Source organism: Pseudomonas entomophila L48, from assembly GCF_000026105.1.
Classification (GTDB): Bacteria; Pseudomonadota; Gammaproteobacteria; order Pseudomonadales; family Pseudomonadaceae; genus Aquipseudomonas; species Aquipseudomonas entomophila.
Window position 1 is genome coordinate 2,412,293 of record NC_008027.1, and the last position, 15,285, is coordinate 2,427,577.

Annotated in this window: 12 protein-coding genes and 1 pseudogene; 10 read left to right on the top strand and 3 right to left on the bottom strand. The window is 67.5% G+C overall.

What is annotated here, in order from left to right:
• Window positions 1-2 precede the first annotated feature (2 nt).
• Genes gspK through gspF form a run of 6 tightly spaced genes read left to right on the top strand, consistent with a single transcriptional unit; the run spans window position 3 to window position 7,367 of the window.
• A complete protein-coding gene (gspK, locus tag PSEEN_RS10820) occupies window positions 3-953 on the top strand; it encodes a type II secretion system minor pseudopilin GspK (RefSeq protein ID WP_011533539.1) in 951 nt (316 codons plus the stop codon).
• Window positions 950-1,888, top strand: coding sequence for a type II secretion system protein GspL (gene gspL, locus PSEEN_RS10825; protein ID WP_011533540.1), 939 nt, complete (start codon window positions 950-952; stop codon window positions 1,886-1,888). The genes gspK and gspL overlap by 4 nt, the downstream gene beginning before the upstream one ends.
• Window positions 1,878-2,384, top strand: coding sequence for a type II secretion system protein GspM (gene gspM, locus PSEEN_RS10830; protein ID WP_011533541.1), 507 nt, complete (start codon window positions 1,878-1,880; stop codon window positions 2,382-2,384). Before gspL ends, gspM begins: the two co-directional genes overlap by 11 nt.
• Complete coding sequence (gene gspD, locus PSEEN_RS10835; RefSeq protein WP_011533542.1) at window positions 2,381-4,744, top strand: type II secretion system secretin GspD; 2,364 nt, start codon at window positions 2,381-2,383, stop codon at window positions 4,742-4,744. The genes gspM and gspD overlap by 4 nt, the downstream gene beginning before the upstream one ends.
• On the top strand, window positions 4,741-6,162 hold the full coding sequence (gspE, locus tag PSEEN_RS10840) for a type II secretion system ATPase GspE (protein WP_011533543.1): 1,422 nt from the start codon (window positions 4,741-4,743) through the stop codon (window positions 6,160-6,162). Before gspD ends, gspE begins: the two co-directional genes overlap by 4 nt.
• The gene (gene gspF, locus PSEEN_RS10845; protein ID WP_011533544.1) at window positions 6,162-7,367 is read left to right on the top strand and encodes a type II secretion system inner membrane protein GspF; all 1,206 of its coding nucleotides are present in this window, start codon (window positions 6,162-6,164) and stop codon (window positions 7,365-7,367) included. The genes gspE and gspF overlap by 1 nt, the downstream gene beginning before the upstream one ends.
• Window positions 7,368-7,376: 9 nt before the next feature.
• Here the strand turns inward: gspF and PSEEN_RS10850 are convergent, their stop codons facing one another.
• Window positions 7,377-8,384, bottom strand: coding sequence for a GlxA family transcriptional regulator (locus PSEEN_RS10850; RefSeq protein WP_011533545.1), 1,008 nt, complete (start codon window positions 8,382-8,384; stop codon window positions 7,377-7,379).
• A gap of 118 nt (window positions 8,385-8,502) precedes the next feature.
• Between PSEEN_RS10850 and PSEEN_RS10855 the strand changes: the two genes are divergently transcribed.
• Complete coding sequence (locus tag PSEEN_RS10855) at window positions 8,503-8,964, top strand: hypothetical protein (RefSeq protein ID WP_011533546.1); 462 nt, start codon at window positions 8,503-8,505, stop codon at window positions 8,962-8,964.
• A gap of 124 nt (window positions 8,965-9,088) precedes the next feature.
• Here PSEEN_RS10855 and PSEEN_RS10860 read toward each other — a convergent pair whose 3' ends face one another.
• On the bottom strand, window positions 9,089-9,838 hold the full coding sequence (locus tag PSEEN_RS10860; RefSeq protein ID WP_011533547.1) for an SIR2 family NAD-dependent protein deacylase: 750 nt from the start codon (window positions 9,836-9,838) through the stop codon (window positions 9,089-9,091).
• Window positions 9,839-9,968: 130 nt separating this feature from the next.
• Here PSEEN_RS10860 and PSEEN_RS10865 point away from each other — a divergent pair, with 130 nt between their 5' ends.
• The 3 genes and pseudogenes from PSEEN_RS10865 (at window position 9,969) to PSEEN_RS10875 (ending at window position 13,801) form a co-directional block, all read left to right on the top strand.
• A complete protein-coding gene (locus PSEEN_RS10865) occupies window positions 9,969-10,388 on the top strand; it encodes a RidA family protein (protein WP_011533548.1) in 420 nt (139 codons plus the stop codon).
• A 304-nt stretch (window positions 10,389-10,692) separates the two neighbouring features.
• Window positions 10,693-11,841, top strand: a pseudogene (locus PSEEN_RS27095) (GGDEF domain-containing protein); the annotation flags it as partial.
• Between the two features lie 616 nt (window positions 11,842-12,457).
• Entirely contained in the window at window positions 12,458-13,801 is a 1,344-nt protein-coding gene (locus PSEEN_RS10875; protein WP_011533550.1) for an OprD family porin, read from the top strand.
• Between the two features lie 231 nt (window positions 13,802-14,032).
• On the opposite strand, the gene PSEEN_RS10880 is transcribed toward PSEEN_RS10875, so the two are convergent.
• A complete protein-coding gene (locus PSEEN_RS10880; RefSeq protein WP_011533551.1) occupies window positions 14,033-15,085 on the bottom strand; it encodes a YVTN family beta-propeller repeat protein in 1,053 nt (350 codons plus the stop codon).
• Window positions 15,086-15,285 lie beyond the last annotated feature (200 nt).

Here is a 15,285-nt window from a genome sequence, read left to right on the forward strand (position 1 = left end):
CCATGGCGCGCCAGGACGGCATGGCGGTGATCAGCGCCTTGCTGATCGCCGCAGTGGTGGCGGTGATCGCCGCCGGGATGATCGAGCGCCAGGGCCTTTTGACCCGGCAGGTGGAGAACCGCCAACTGGCGGTGCAGGGGCAGTGGGCGTTGCAGGGGGGCTTGCAACTGAGCCGGCAGTTGCTGGCTGAGCAACGCCTGCGCGATCCGCTGGTGCGCGCTGGCCAGCCCTGGACGCGGCCGTTGCCGGACATGGCGGCGGGCAATGTGGTATTCGCCGGCCAGTTGGAAGACGAGCAGGGCAAGTTCAACCTGCGCAACCTGGTGGTCGATGGCCGGGTCGACGCTGAGGCGCTGGCGACCTTCCAGCGGCTGTGCGCGCTGATCGGTGTCGAGGCGCGGCTGGCCTCGGCCATCAGCGAGCGGGTGATCGACAGCTATCCCCGGCAACCGGCCAGCCCGGTGGCGCCGCAACAGGCCGGTTTCGACAGCGGCCGCCTGACGTCGCCCGCCAGTGCCAGTGCAGCACTGCCGGCCAGGCAGCCGATGATAGGCAGCCTCGATGCCCTGGCCTCGCTCAAGGGCATGAACACACAATCCCTGCAGCGCTTGCGCCGGTTCGTCACGCTGTTGCCGGCGCTCACCTGGGTCAATGGCAATACCGCCAGCGCCGAGGTGCTCGCCGCCCAGGTGCCGGGGCTGTCACTGCAACAGGCGGCCGCGCTGGTGGCCGAGCGCGATGGCGGGCGCTGGTTCGTCAACCGTGGCGACTTCGTCAACCGCCTGCGCATGCCGCAGCTGGCGCAGGCCAATGTGCGGGTGGGGATCAACAGCGACTGGTTCCGCCTGCATGGCCAGGCGCGCCAGGGGCAACGAGTGCTGCGCATGCAGGCGCTGCTGCGCCAGCGCGAGGGGCGCTTGCCGGATGTGGTCTGGACACGGGTGGGCGCATGAACACGCTACTGGACGTTCAACTGCCACCGCTGGCCGAGCTTGCGCCGGCGTCGAGCCTCGACTATCGCCTGAGCGATCGCCAGGGTCACACCTTGGCCACCGGCAACGCCGAGCGTGCGCAACTGCTGCGCGAAGCCAAGGGCGCCGGCTGGCGCCTGCACCTGCACGAGGACGACAGCCTGGCCTTGGCCGTCGCCTTGCCGCCGCTCACGGGCAAGCGCTTGAGCGCGGCGGTGCGCTGTGCGGTGCAGGGGCTGGTGCTGGGTGATATCGGGCAGGTTCATGTGGCCCACGGGCCGCGCCAGGGCAATGGCCAGGTGGCGGTGGCCTGGCTTGGGCTGGCGCAGTTGGTTCACTTGCAGGATTGGTTGCAGGCCGGACGGATCCGGCCGCAAGGGGTGTTCACGCAGCCTGCGGAGGATCGGCCGGTGGTGGACCTGGGCGGTGGCTTGCAGGGGCCAGCCCACTCCTTGGATGTGGGACGGGTCGTGGCGGTGTGGAGTGTGGCGGTGCTCGTCTGGTGCCTCGGTTTGAACCTGCATGCCATGCAACTGGCCAGCGAAGGCGAACAATTGCGGGCGCGCATGGTGACCCAGGTGCGCACGGCGTTCCCGCACTTGCCGGTGGTACTCAACCCGTTGCAACAAACGCGTCAGCAGTTGCAGAGCGGGCAGGGCGCCATGGGCACCGGGTTGGTGGCGCTGCTCGATGGCGCAGGCAAGGCCATGCCGTTTCTCGCCGGCAATGTCGCGGCGCTGGACTACGCCGACGGCGAGCTGCGCATCACTCCTTTAGCCGAGGGACGCAAGGCGCCCGCAGACATGGCCTGGCAAACGCAACTCGCCGCCCAGGGCATCGAGGCCAGCGCTGGCGAACAAGGCTGGACATTGCGCGCTGGCGGCGCCGCGAGCGAGGCCCTGGCCCATGTCGATTAAGGCGCGCATCAACGGCCTGCGCGGGCAGGCGCGGCAGCGTTGGCAAGCCTTGGCCCCGCGTGAGCGGCGTGCCGTGGCGCTGGCCGGCGCGGTGCTGGGCAGCTTCTTCTGCTGGCAAGTACTGGTGGCGCCGGCGCTCACCCGTATTGAGCACTGGAACACTGAAACCCCAAAGCTGCGCAGCCAGGCCCAGGCCCTGGATGCTTTGCTTGGGCAACGCTCGGCCGACCTTGCCGGCGCCCTGGCGCAGAGCCTGGACGAAGCCGGCCTGCGCGCGCATTCACAACTCGACGCCGAGGGCGACGGCTGGCACCTGGCCTGGCGGCAGGCCCCGGCCGAACCGGCCATGGCCTGGTTGCAGCGCATTCCCCCGCGCCTGGGGCTCACCATCGGCCAACTGAGCTTGCGCCGCGACCCGGGTGCCGGCACCGGCCCGGTGACGTTTTCCGGAACCCTTCGCATGGATCAGGCGCACGGCGCTAAGGACCCTTCATGACGTGCACTGGATCGCCACGCATTCTTTCTCGGGCACTGCCGTTTGCACCCCTGGCCATGGCCCTGGCGCTCGGCGCCTGCGCCAACGCGCCGGTAGCGCACAAGCCCCTGGCCAGCAGCGAACTCGGCCAGCCCCTGGCCCAGGTCGACAGCACTTCGACCGCGCTGGACCTGCACACCCAGCCCGGCGCCGGGGCACGCCCGGCCGTGCGCCAGGTGCCGCCCCGTGTCGGCCAGCGCCATAGCCGTGGTACGCCCGCGCCTGCGACCGGCAACCCGTTGGGCGATCAGCCCGTGCAACTGAACTTCGTCGACGCCGATATCCAGGCGGTGGTGCGCGGCCTGTCCCGGGCCACGGGCCGGCAGTTCCTGGTCGATCCACGGGTCAAGGGCCAACTGACCCTGGTCTCCGAAGGCGAGGTGCCGGCCAGTAAGGCCTACGGCATGTTGCTGGCGGCGCTGCGCATGCAGGGTTTCAGCGTCGTCGACGTCAACGGCGTGGCCCAGGTGGTGCCTCAGGCCGACGCCAAGCTGCTCGGTGGCGCGCTGGTGAGCGGCGACCGCGACGCGGGCAACGGCATGGTCACCCGCACCTTCCGCCTGCAGTACGAGAACGCGGTCAACCTGATCCCGGTGCTGCGCCCGATCGTCTCGCCGGACAACCCGATCAACGCCTACCCCGGCAACAACACGATCGTGGTCACCGACTACGCCGAGAACCTCGAGCGGGTGGCACAGATCCTTGACCGCGTCGATATCCCCAGCGCCCTCGACACCGACGTGGTGGCGATCCACAACGGCATCGCCAGCGACATCGCCAGCATGGTCGGCGAGCTGCTCGACAGCCAGGGCGCCGACCCGACACAGAAGATCAGCGTGCTCGGCGACCCGCGCTCGAACAGCGTGGTGATCCGCTCCTCCAGCCCTGAGCGCACCCAACTGGCGCGGGACCTGATCTACAAGCTCGACAACGCCCAGAACAGCACCGGCAATCTGCACGTGGTGTACCTGCGCAACGCCCAGGCCGACAAGCTGGCCCAGAGCCTGCGCGGGTTGCTCACCGGCGAGAGCGACAACGCCACCAGCGACGGCGCCCGGGCGCTGCTCAGCGGTGGCGGCATGCTGACGGGGGGCAACAACAAGAGTGGCAGCGCCAGCAGCAGTGGCACTTCGCAAACCACCAACGGCAACACCGGCAGCCTGAGCCGGGGCAATGGACAAGCGGGCGCGACCGCTCCCAATGGCTACGGCAATGGCACCCAGCAGAGCGAACAGGGCATCGCGTTCTCCGCCGGCGGCGCTACCATCCAGGCCGACAAGACCACCAACACGCTGCTGATTTCCGCACCCGAGCCGCTGTACCGCAGCCTGCGCGAGGTCATCGACCAGCTCGACCAGCGCCGCGCCCAGGTGGTGGTGGAGAGCCTGATCGTCGAGGTCGGCGAGGACGACGCCAACGAATTCGGCATCCAGTGGCAGGCCGGCAACCTGGGCAAGAACGGCCTGTTCGGCGGCGCCAACCTGGGTGGCAGCGGCCTGGGCAAGGGGCCCACCAGCATCGATGTGCTGCCGCCGGGGCTGTCGGTGGGGGTGGTCGACGGCACGGTGAAGATCCCCGGCGTCGGCGCGGTGCTCGACCTCAAGGTGCTGGCCCGGGCGCTCAAGAGCAAGGGCGGCAGCAACGTGTTGTCGACGCCCAACCTGCTGACCCTGGACAACGAGGCGGCGAGCATCTTTGTCGGCCAGACGATTCCCTTCGTCAGCGGCCAGTACGTCACCGACGGCGGCGGCAACAGCAACAACCCGTTCCAGACCATCCAGCGCGAGGAGGTGGGCTTGCGCCTGAACGTGCGTCCGCAGATCTCCGAGGGCGGCACGGTCAAGCTCGATGTCTACCAGGAGGTCAGCAGCGTCGACCAGCGCGCTTCCAGTGCCGCGGGCACGGTGACCAACAAGCGCGCCATCGACACCAGCATCCTGCTCGACGATGGCCAGATCATGGTGCTTGGCGGCCTTTTGCAGGACGGCTACACCCAGAGCAACGAGGGCATCCCGTGGCTGTCGAGCCTGCCGGGGGTGGGCGCGCTGTTTCGCAGTGAACGGCGGGCCAGCAACAAGACCAACCTGATGGTGTTCCTGCGGCCCTACATCGTGCGCGACGCCAATGCCGGGCGCAGCATCACCCGCAACCGCTACGACTTCATCCGCCGCGCCCAGGGCAACCTCAAGCCCGAGCACTCGTGGGCGCTGCCGGACATGGACATGCCGTTGCTGCCGCCGGTGGAGCAGGGGGTGCCCGATCAAGGGCGTGCGCCCCGTGCGTCGATCCGCGCGGTGCCGGTGGACGAGGTCGCTCGGTGAGCCGCCTGCCGTACGCCTGGGCCAAGGCCCAGCGCCTGGTGCTGCAGGCCAGCGGCGAGGAGGGCGCGCGCCTGGCGCGCTGCCCGTCGAGCCCGGCGTGGGCAGTAGCGGAGGTGCTCCGGCGATTTGGCCAGGTGCCGGTCGAGGCGTTCAGCGACGCACAGATGGACGAACTGCTGATCAGCGCCTACGCCGATACCGGCAGCGCCGCGGCGGTGGTGGGGGCGGCGGAGAACGAGGTCGACCTCGACCGCCTGCTGCAGGACATGCCCGAGGTCACCGACCTGCTCGAAGCCCAGGACGACGCGCCGGTGATCCGCATGATCAACGCCTTGCTCACCCAGGCCGCGCGCGACCAGGCCAGCGATATCCATATCGAGCCGTTCGAGAGCCACTGCCTGGTGCGCTACCGGGTCGACGGCACCCTGCGCGACGTGGTCTCGCCGCGCAAGGCACTGCACGGGGCGCTGGTGTCACGGATCAAGATCATGGCGCAGCTGGACATCGCCGAGAAACGCCTGCCCCAGGACGGCCGCATCGCCCTGCGGGTGGCCGGGCGGCCGATCGATATCCGTGTGTCCACCGTGCCTACCGGGCATGGCGAACGGGTGGTGATGCGCCTGCTCGACAAGCAGGCCGGACGGCTGCGCCTGGAGGCGCTGGGCATGGACGCGGCGCTGCTGGCGCGGCTCGACCAGCTAATTCGCCAGCCCCATGGCATCGTCCTGGTCACCGGCCCCACCGGCTCGGGCAAGACCACCAGCCTGTACGCCGCCCTGGCGCGGCTGGATGCCAGCGTCAGCAACATCCTCACCGTCGAGGACCCGGTGGAGTACGACCTGCCGGGGATCAGCCAGATCCAGGTCAACGCGCGCATCGACATGAGCTTCGCCGTGGCCCTGCGGGCGATCCTGCGCCAGGACCCTGATGTGATCATGATCGGCGAGATCCGCGACCTGGAGACTGCGCAAATCGCCGTGCAGGCGTCGTTGACCGGGCACCTGGTGCTGGCCACCTTGCATACCAACGACGCGGTGTCGGCAGTCAACCGCCTGGTCGACATGGGGGTGGAGCCGTTCCTGCTGGCCTCGGCGCTGCTCGGGGTGCTGGCCCAGCGCCTGGTGCGCCGGTTGTGCCCGCATTGCCGTGAGCCCGACCCGGCGACGCCGGGGCAATACCGCGCGGTCGGCTGTGCCCAGTGCAACCACTGCGGCTACAGCGGGCGTACCGGCATCCACGAACTGTTCTGCGTCGACGACGCGGTGCGCAGCCTGGTGCACCAGGGCGCCGATGAACAGGCCCTGCGCGCCGCCGCCCGGCGCAATGGCATGCTCAGCCTGCGCGAGGATGGCCAGCGCTGGGTCGACGATGGCAGCACCTGCCTTGAAGAAATCCTGCGTGTCACACGGGACGCCTGATGAACCGCTATCGCTATGAAGCCGCCGACGCCCAGGGGCGCCTGGTCAATGGCCTGCTGGAGGCCGACAGCCCGGCTGCGGTGATGGCCCAATTGCGTGCCCTGGGGCTGACCGCCCTGGCGGTGGAGCCCCAGGCCGTGGCCGGGCAGGGCGGTGGCCTGTTCAGCCCGAAGCTGTCCGATGGCGACCTGGCCTGGGCAACCCGCCAACTGGCCAGCCTGCTGGCCGCCGGGCTGCCGCTGGAAGCGGCGCTGGGGGCGACCTTGGAGCAGGCCGAGCGCAAGCACATCGCCCAGGTGCTGGGCGCCGTGCGCGCGGATGTGCGCAGTGGCATGCGCCTGGCCGACGCGTTGGCCGAACGGCCACGGGATTTCCCGGATATCTACCGCGCCCTGGTGGCGGCGGGCGAGGAGTCCGGCGACCTGGCGCGGGTGATGGAGCGCTTGGCCGATTACATCGAGGAGCGCAACACCCTGCGCGGCAAGATCATGACCGCGTTCATCTATCCCGGGGTGGTCGGGCTGGTGTCGGTGGGGATCGTCATCTTCCTGCTCAGCTACGTGGTGCCCCAGGTGGTCAGCGCCTTCACCCAGGCACGCCAGGACTTGCCCGGGCTGACCCTGGCCATGCTCGCGGCCAGCGACTTCGTGCGGGCCTGGGGCGCGCTGTGCTTCGCCTTGCTGGCTGGAGCGTTCTGGGGCTGGCGCGTCTATTTGAAGGCGCCAGGGCCGCGGTTGGCCTGGCACAGGCGAGTGTTGAGGCTGCCACTGATCGGGCGCTTCGTGCTCGGCCTGAACACGGCGCGCTTCGCCTCGACCCTGGCGATCCTGGGCAGCGCCGGGGTGCCCTTGCTGCGTGCCTTGGAGGCGGCGCGCCAGACCTTGGGCAACGACTGCCTCGACCAGTGTGTCAGCGAGGCCACGGCGCGGGTGCGCGAGGGCGTGGGCCTGGCAACGGCGCTGGCGGTCGGCAAGGTGTTCCCGCCGTTGCTGATCCATTTGATTGCCAGCGGCGAGAAGACCGGCGACCTGCCGCCGATGCTCGACCGGGCGGCCGACAGCCTGGCCAAGGATATCGAACGGCGGGCGATGGGCATGACGGCCTTACTCGAGCCATTGATGATCGTGGTGATGGGCGCCGTGGTGCTGTTGATCGTGATGGCGGTGCTGATGCCGATCATCGAGATCAACCAGTTGGTGCAATGACGCCCTGGGTTACTCGCCGAGGCGTTGCTCGCGCGAGGGCGGGTAACCGAAGTAGGCGGCGTAGCACTTGCTGAAGTGCGACACCGAGACGAACCCGCAGGCCACCGCGACCTCCATCACCGACAGGTCCGAATACTGCAGCAGGCGCCGGCTCTTGGTGATGCGCAGCTCCATGTAGTAGCGCCGCGGCGAGGTGCCGAGCTGGGCCTGGAACAGGCGGTCGATCTGCCGCCGCGAGCGGCCGGAGTAGGCGGCCAGCTGGTCCAGGCTCAGGGTTTCCTCGAGGTTGTTTTCCATCAGCTCGACGATGGTGCGCAGGTGCAGGCTCATGGATTTCTTTGCCCCGGGGCCGACCTGGCGATAGCGCGCGCCGGAGAACGACAGGATCTCCTCGACACCTTCGGCCAGGGCATCGCCGTGCAGGCGGCGGACCAGGCCGAGCATCAGCTCCATGGCGCCGTTGGGGCTGGCGGCGGTGAGGCGGTCGCGGTCGAGGGTGAAGCTGGCCGGGGTGATGCGGGTTTGCGGGCTGCATTCGGCCAGGCTGGCGCGCTGCTCGGGGTGCACGCTGCAGCCATAGTCGTCGAGCACCCCGGCGCGGCCAAGGAACCAGGCGCCGTTCCACAGCCCGCCCAGGGTCAAGCCGTGACCGGCGCAGTCGGCCAGCAGGCGGTCGAGTTCGGGGTATTTGAGCGGCGTGCGCAGGCCGCCGCAGATCACCAGCAGGTCGAAGTCGTGCAGGGTATTTGGTAGGAGGGGAGTGGCGACCAGTTCCAGGCCCAGGTCGCTGAGTACCCGGTCGCCGCCCAGCGACAGCGGGGTGAAGGCGAAGCGCTCGGCGCGCAGCAGGTTGGCGGTGACCAGCACGTCCATGGCCACGGTGAAGCTGGCCATGGAGAAGTGTTCGAGCAGCACGAAGGCGACCTGGTAGGGGCGTTCGGCGCTGCCGTCGGTGGGCTTGAGGCGCAGCATGTTGCTGGTGCTGGTCTTCTTGCTGAACTGGCGTGGCGTGGGCACTGCGGACTCCGCTTCCTGGCTGGCGGGGATGAGTGTGCGTCGCGGCGGGGGGAAAGACAACCGGGTGAGTGCGCGTTGGGCTATGCTGGGCGCCCACCTACCCTGGACCTCGATCACGATGAAATATGCCGCCGCCCTGTTGCTCAGCCTGCTTCCGCTGCTGGCCCAGGCCTTGGAGCCTGGCGACAGGCTCGCGCCCTGGACCTTGCTCGACCAGTACGATCAGCCCTACAGCCTGTCGGCCGACACCCGCATCCTGCTGGTGGCCCAGGACATGGAGGGCGCCAAGCTGGTCAAGGCGGCGCTGGAGGGGCAGCCCAAGGGTTACCTGGAGTCGCGCGGCGCGGTGTTCGTCGCCGACATCCAGCGCATGCCGGCGCTGGTCAGCAAGCTGTTCGCCATACCGGCGATGCGTGACTACAGCTACCGGGTGATGCTGGATCGCGAAGGACGGGTCGCCAGCCGTTATGCGGCGGCTGATGGCAAGGTGCAGTGGCTGACGTTGGATAACGGTGTGCTGGTGAAGCGCCAAGCGTTTTCCGATGCCCCGGCACTCAAGGCGGCCCTGGAGCACCTGTAGGAGCCGGCCTTGCCGGCGAACACCGGCAAAGCCGGTGCCATCCACCGTGTCGCCTGGTTCGCCGGCAAGGCCGGCTCCTACAGGGTATGTAAACGACCACGTGCCGCGCTCCTACAGGCCGTTTTCAACTGAAGGCTTGCTTCAGCAGTCTGGGCAATATTTCTCCTGCCTTGCCGGGCAGGGTGACCTCACGCGGATGGCTGGCCACCACCGGCTGCGGATTGACATGCACCACGGTCGCGCCGGCCTGCAACGCTATCCGTGGTATTAACGCCGCAGGTTGCACCACGCCCGAGGTGCCTACCGACAGCAGCAGGTCGCAGTCTTCGGCAGCGGCAAAGGCCTGGTCCAAGGTGTGTTCGGGCAACTGCTCGCCAAACCAGACCACGCCGGGCCGCAGGTAGCCGCCACAGGTTTTGCAGCGCGGCGGTTCGATACGCCGGCCACGGGCGGCGCCTTCGGCCAGGGGAAGCGCGCTGTCGACCGGTTGGGCGCAGCTGAAACAGCGAAAGGCATCCAATCGTCCGTGTAAGTGCAGCACTTCGCGGCTACCCGCGCGCTCATGCAGGTCATCGACGTTCTGCGTTACCAAAGTGATCCTCGGCAGTTTGGCCTGCAAGGCAGCGATGGCCTGGTGCGCAGGGTTGGGACGTGCCTGATTGATGCCCGCACGGCGCATCTCGTACCAGCCCCAGACCAGTGCCGGGTCTGCGGCAAAACCGTCGGCGCTGGCCAGTTGCACAGGGTCGAAGCGTTCCCACAGTCCATGGAGCTTGTCGCGAAAGGTGGCGATACCGCTTTCGGCCGACACACCGGCACCGGTGAACACCACCAGGTGGCGGGCCTGGGCAAGCAGTCCGGGGTCGAAGGGCATGGCGGATCTCCAGGGGCAGGGCGGTCACTGTGCCTGCGGGTCGGCAGGCGAACAAGGTGAATCGACGCTTGACCTCGACTTAACCCGAGGTTCGATACTCGGCCGCTCTTTCCATCGACGGAGCGATACCATGACTCAGCCACATGCCTTTCACCTGTCCAACCCGGAAGGCCTCTACGACCCGAGCGCCAACGCCTATTCCCACGTCGCCGAGGTGCGCGCCGGCAGCCGCTTGCTGTATATCGCCGGGCAGGGCGGGGAAGATGATCGGGGCGAGCTGTCGGCGCATTTCGACGAGCAGGCCCGGCAGGCCCTGGCCAACCTGAAGACTGCCCTGGCATCCAAGGGTGCGAGCCTGGCCGATGTGTTCAAGCTGACGTTGCTGGTGGTCGACCATTCTGAGGAACGCCTGCGCCAGTGGGTGGCCGAGGCCGAGCGGGCCTGGGGCGGGCGGATGGCACCGACCTGCACCTTGATCCCGGTACCGCGCCTGGCGCTGGACGGCATGCTGGTGGAAGTCGATGCGGTGGCGGCGCTACCCGCGCAGTAGCACCGACACGGACCCTGTGGGAGCGGCCTTGCGTCGCGAAAGGGCCGCGCAGCGGCCCCCAGCGTTTCAGCAAAAAGCAAAGATCGCCGGGGCCGCTTTGCGGCCCTTTCGCGACGCAAGGCCGCTCCCACAGGGACGGTTGGAAACCCCGATCATTCTGGCTATTCGATACGTCAGAATGGAACTCGATCGAATATCTGATTCTGATGAATGCCATCATTTGAATGGCATTTTTGCCTGCCATCCCCTCGGCGAACACATACAATCTCTCCTCACCAACGATCACCCACAGGCCCTCCGATCCATGGCGTTCGACGCTTCCACCTTGCTGACCCTGTCCATCGCCCTCGCGGCGGCGGCGGCGCTGTACCTGATGATCGAGTGGCGTAGCGTGCGTGAACCTTCACTGCTGTGCTGGAGCATCGGTTTCGCCACCATCAGCATCGGTTCCTCGCTGGCCTTGCTGCGTGGCAGCGGCTACCTGTTCATCGGCATCTGGTTCGCCAACGGCCTGCTGGTCGGCGCCCACTGGCTGTTCCTGCTCGGGGTTTCGCGTTTTACCGAGACGCGCCTGTCACGGGCCTGGTACCTGGCGCTGGTCGCCTGGTCGGCGTTGCTCCTGCTGCCGCAATGGCCGACCTGGTCCAAGACCTTCCTGGTGCTCAACTCGCTGCTGGTCGCCCTGTTCACCCTGCGTGCCAGCGTGCTGCTGCGCCCCCATGGCCAGTCGTGGAGCGTGGGGGCGGCGCAGTTGCGCTACGTGTTGTTGCTGCATGGCCTGTTCTACCTGGCCAAGACCTTGCCTGCCCTGGTGCCGGGCACACTGATCGACCTGACGGCCTTCCGCGGGCTGATCATCCAGGTGTCGCTGGTGGAAGGCACCATGGCGATCATGCTGATTGCCCTGTCGATGACCGGCACCGTGCGCTATCGCCGCGAGGAGCGTATCGAGCGCCTGGCCGCGCGCGACCCGCTCACTGCGTTGTACAACCGCCGCGCACTGGAAGTGCGTGCGGCAAATCTTTTCAAGGGCGTCTCGCCAACCAGCCCAGGTGCGTTGCTGCTGATCGACATCGACCACTTCAAACAGGTCAACGACCTGCATGGCCATGCCGCTGGCGACCGCTTGCTGGTGGCCTTGAGCGACTTGATCAGGGCCGTGCTGCCGGAGCGTTCGATCGCAGCCCGGCTGGGGGGCGACGAGTTCGTCATCTTGCTGGGCGGTGCATCGGCCGAGCATATCGAGGCGCTGGGCAGTCGCCTGCGCGAGCAGTTCCAGCAGCTCGCCGCCCAGGCGTTCGCCACGCCCGAGGCGGTGACCCTGAGCATCGGCGCCCACCTGTTCGATCAACCACCTGCCAGCCTGGCCGCGCTGATCGAGCAGGGCGACGTACTGCTGTACGCCTCCAAGCGCGCCGGGCGCAACAGCCTGCAGATGCTCGACCGGGCATCCTCCAGGGCTGACCTACTTGTTGTTGATGCACTGCGACTGCACTGCGTAGCGCACGGTGCGCAGGGTGCCCTGGCTGTCCTCGAAGGTCATCAGCTTCGGCACCACCTCGCAAGTGCGCGGGTCGCCCGATTGGCGCACGAAGCGGGCGACATCCAGCTTCATGCCATAGCGGTAGTCGACGATCTCGGGCATCGGCTTGTCGCGTTTCGCCGCGTAGGCCGCCACGGCCTGCTGGTGGTCGGCGAACAGCTGCTCGTTGCGCTGCTCGGAAAAGCCCGTGGCCTGGGCCGAGAGGGAAAGCGCCAGCAGCGCGGCGCAGAGGATCAGACGTTGCATGGGGTGCCTCCGAAGGGTTCGTGGTTTCGGAGTTCACCCTAATGAGCGTCGGCCAACAGCGGCATGACGCTCGGGTTACAGATCTGCAAGGGTCGCCGTGCCCGCCGTGTTCACCCCTTGAATGACGCGATTGTAATCCGCCCATCACCTTCCCGTTATCCGCCGGCGGCGAGCATCAGCCTCGGCCGAAGGGGCTGGGTGCGCCTGCATCTGGCCAAGCCAGGGACGCTCCAGCGCCAAGGGCCGACAACAAGAACAGCCGCAATCGAAGGAGCATCGGATGACAAACAGTCCCACACTTTCCCTGGCCGCGCTGCTGGCGTTGGCGGGTGTCGGCCCGGCCGCCTGGGCCGCCGAGGAACAGCAGGAAGGGTTCATCGAGGGCAGCCGCCTGAGCGTGCTCAACCGCAACTATTACTTCAACCGTGACCACCGCGACGGGCCGGCCCCCACCTACAACCGTGGCAAGGAGAGTGACAACGGCTACTCCGAAGCCTGGGCCCACGCCATCATCACCCGCTTCGAGTCCGGCTTCACCCAGGGCACCGTGGGTGTCGGCGTGGATGCCTTCGCCATGCTCGGGCTCAAGCTCGACACCGGCGGTGGGCGCAACGGCGGGCGCAGCTCGTTCGATGTGCTGCCGGTGGACAGCGACGGCCAGGCCCGCGACGAATACAGCAAGGTGGGTGGCGCGGCCAAGGTGCGCCTGTTCGACACTGTGCTGCGGGTGGGCGATGTGTTCCCGGTCAACCCGGTGGTGGCCGCCGGTGACTCGCGCCTGCTGCCGGAAAGCTTTCGCGGCGTCACCCTGGAGAACACCAGCCTGCAGGGCCTGACGCTGCAAGCCGGGCGCCTGCATGCCATGAGCCAGCCGGTGTCCAGCGACCTGCGCGACAACTTCGTGACCTTCTACGGCGGCCCGGTGGATTCGCCGTGGATCGCCTACGGCGGCGGCGACTACGCGATCAACGAAAACGTCAGCGTGAGCCTGTTCGGCAGCCGCCTGAAGGACGTGTGGAACCAGTACTACGCCGGCACCAGCGTGACCTGGCCGTTATCGGACGACCTGGCGCTGATCGGCGGCTTCAACTTCTACAACGCCAGGGACGAAGGGCGTCAGCGCCTGGGGCAGTTCGACAACGACATCTGGAGCGCCAAGCTCGGTGTGCGCTACGGCGCCCACACCCTGGCGCTCACGCACCAGCGCAACAATGGCGACAACGACTTCGACTACCTGCGCCAGTCCGACTCGATCTTCCTCGACAACTCCATCCAGTACAGCGACTTCAACTCGCCGAAGGAGCGGTCGTGGATGCTGCGCTACGACCTGAACATGGCTGCTTACGGCGTGCCGGGGCTGTCGTTCATGACCCGTTACGGCCGCGGCAGCGACGCCGACTACAGCCATGCCAACGCCTACTACATGCGCCGCGACGACAACGGCGACCCGCTCACCGACCAGAAGCGCTGGGAGCGCGACATCGAGGTCAAGTACGTGGTGCAGACCGGCGCAGCCAAGGACCTGTCGTTGCGCGTGCGCCAGGCCACGACCCGGGCCACGGCCTTCGAGTCGGACCTGGACGAGGTGCGGGTGATCGTCGAGTACCCGCTGTCGATTCTCTGATCACACCCAGGATTCACCTTGAGAAGCCCACGTGCTCCTTTGGTTGAAGGTGAATGTTTTGGCGCCTCTTGCGAGGCGCTTTTTTTATGGACTTGAAGGGAGAATTGCAGCGACCATGAAACCGAGCGCCGCCCGCGCGGCGCATCGCGGCTAAAGCCGCTCCTACAAACATGTTGCGCTGCGCCTGTAGGAGCGGATTCATCCGCGATGCGCCGCGCGCGGCGCTCGACCTCAGCTGTCTTCCTTCGGCTGCACCACGATCGCCAGGGCATCCGGCTCGGGGCCGGCCTTCCAGCGCGTCTTCTCGGTCCAGTTGGCGGTGCTGATCACCGCGACTTCGTCGCCCCCGCTGATCGCCACATAGACCCGCTTGCCATCGGGCGAAACCACTGCGCCAATCGGCAGCGCCTCCTCGCCAAGCATCGTACGGCGGTACTCGGCACCCTCGCGGGCCAGGCCGATGCGCTTGATCTCTTTCTTGGCCGCCACGTCGATGACGGCAAGCTCCGCCGATTTGGCGCAGGTGGCCAACGCATACTTGCCGTCCGGGGTCATGGCGACGCGGATCGGGAACAGGCCGGTGCGGATACGGTCGGTGACCTCCAGGCGCTGGGCATCGACGATGACCACTTCGTTGCCGCCACGGTTGCTGACCCACACCTGGCTGCCGCTGGGGGTGACCGCCACGCCTTCGCTGCCCGCGCCGGTCGGGATCTCGGCGATCTTCTTCTTGTGCAGCAGGTCGACCACCGACAGGGTTCCGCTGTCGACATGGGTGACATAGGCACGGTCGGCGCCGGGCGACAGTGCGACCATGTGCGGTTTGCCGCCGCCGACGTCGATGCGGTCGAGCACCTTGCCCTGGGCCAGGTCGACGATCAGCAGCCGTTCACTGGCTTCGGTGGTGACCACCACGCGCTGGCTGTCGGGCAGGAAGCGAATGCCGTGGGGGCGTGCATCCTGGCCCAGATCAATGGTGCGGATGACCGTGCGTGTCGGCCAGTCGATCACGCTCAGGCTGTTGTTGGCCGTGCCTTGGACGCCGTAGTTGCCGACCACCGCCAGCAGGCCGTTGCCGCTGACCACCACTTCGTGGGGGCCGGTGCCGACCGGCAGGCGTGTCATTTCCTGGCCGTTGCGGGTGTCCAGGGCCGATACGCTGGCGCCGGCCTTGTTGCCGACCAGCAGGACGTCGTCGGCACTGGCCAGGGGCGCGCAGGCGAGCAGGGCGCTGGCCAGGGCCAGCAGGCGGAAGGGGGTCGTGAGTGTCAGAGGGTAGGGCATGTCCAGTCTCCTTGAGGGTGCATTCCTTATTGCATGCACTGGTTGTGACCGGCCGGGCCAGGTGGGAGTTTCAGTGGATGTGCGTGGGGCGGAAAAATTGACGTTGCTGTTACATGAGTACGCGAGGCGTTAGGCTGCGCTGAGATGGCAAAATAATGCCAGTTGTTCATGTGAGTAACAGGTGAATTATTTATGTATGT

What these genes read in the sequence shown, in the direction of transcription:
- gspK (WP_011533539.1), top strand. Translation starts at nt 3, where the DNA reads ATGGCGCGCCAGGACGGCATGGCGGTGATCAGCGCCTTGCTGATCGCC.
- gspL (WP_011533540.1), top strand. Translation starts at nt 950, where the DNA reads ATGAACACGCTACTGGACGTTCAACTGCCACCGCTGGCCGAGCTTGCG.
- gspM (WP_011533541.1), top strand. Translation starts at nt 1,878, where the DNA reads ATGTCGATTAAGGCGCGCATCAACGGCCTGCGCGGGCAGGCGCGGCAG.
- gspD (WP_011533542.1), top strand. Translation starts at nt 2,381, where the DNA reads ATGACGTGCACTGGATCGCCACGCATTCTTTCTCGGGCACTGCCGTTT.
- gspF (WP_011533544.1), top strand. Translation starts at nt 6,162, where the DNA reads ATGAACCGCTATCGCTATGAAGCCGCCGACGCCCAGGGGCGCCTGGTC.
- PSEEN_RS10855 (WP_011533546.1), top strand. Translation starts at nt 8,503, where the DNA reads ATGAAATATGCCGCCGCCCTGTTGCTCAGCCTGCTTCCGCTGCTGGCC.
- PSEEN_RS10860 (WP_011533547.1), bottom strand. Translation starts at nt 9,838, where the DNA reads ATGCCCTTCGACCCCGGACTGCTTGCCCAGGCCCGCCACCTGGTGGTG.
- PSEEN_RS10865 (WP_011533548.1), top strand. Translation starts at nt 9,969, where the DNA reads ATGACTCAGCCACATGCCTTTCACCTGTCCAACCCGGAAGGCCTCTAC.
- PSEEN_RS10875 (WP_011533550.1), top strand. Translation starts at nt 12,458, where the DNA reads ATGACAAACAGTCCCACACTTTCCCTGGCCGCGCTGCTGGCGTTGGCG.
- PSEEN_RS10880 (WP_011533551.1), bottom strand. Translation starts at nt 15,085, where the DNA reads ATGCCCTACCCTCTGACACTCACGACCCCCTTCCGCCTGCTGGCCCTG.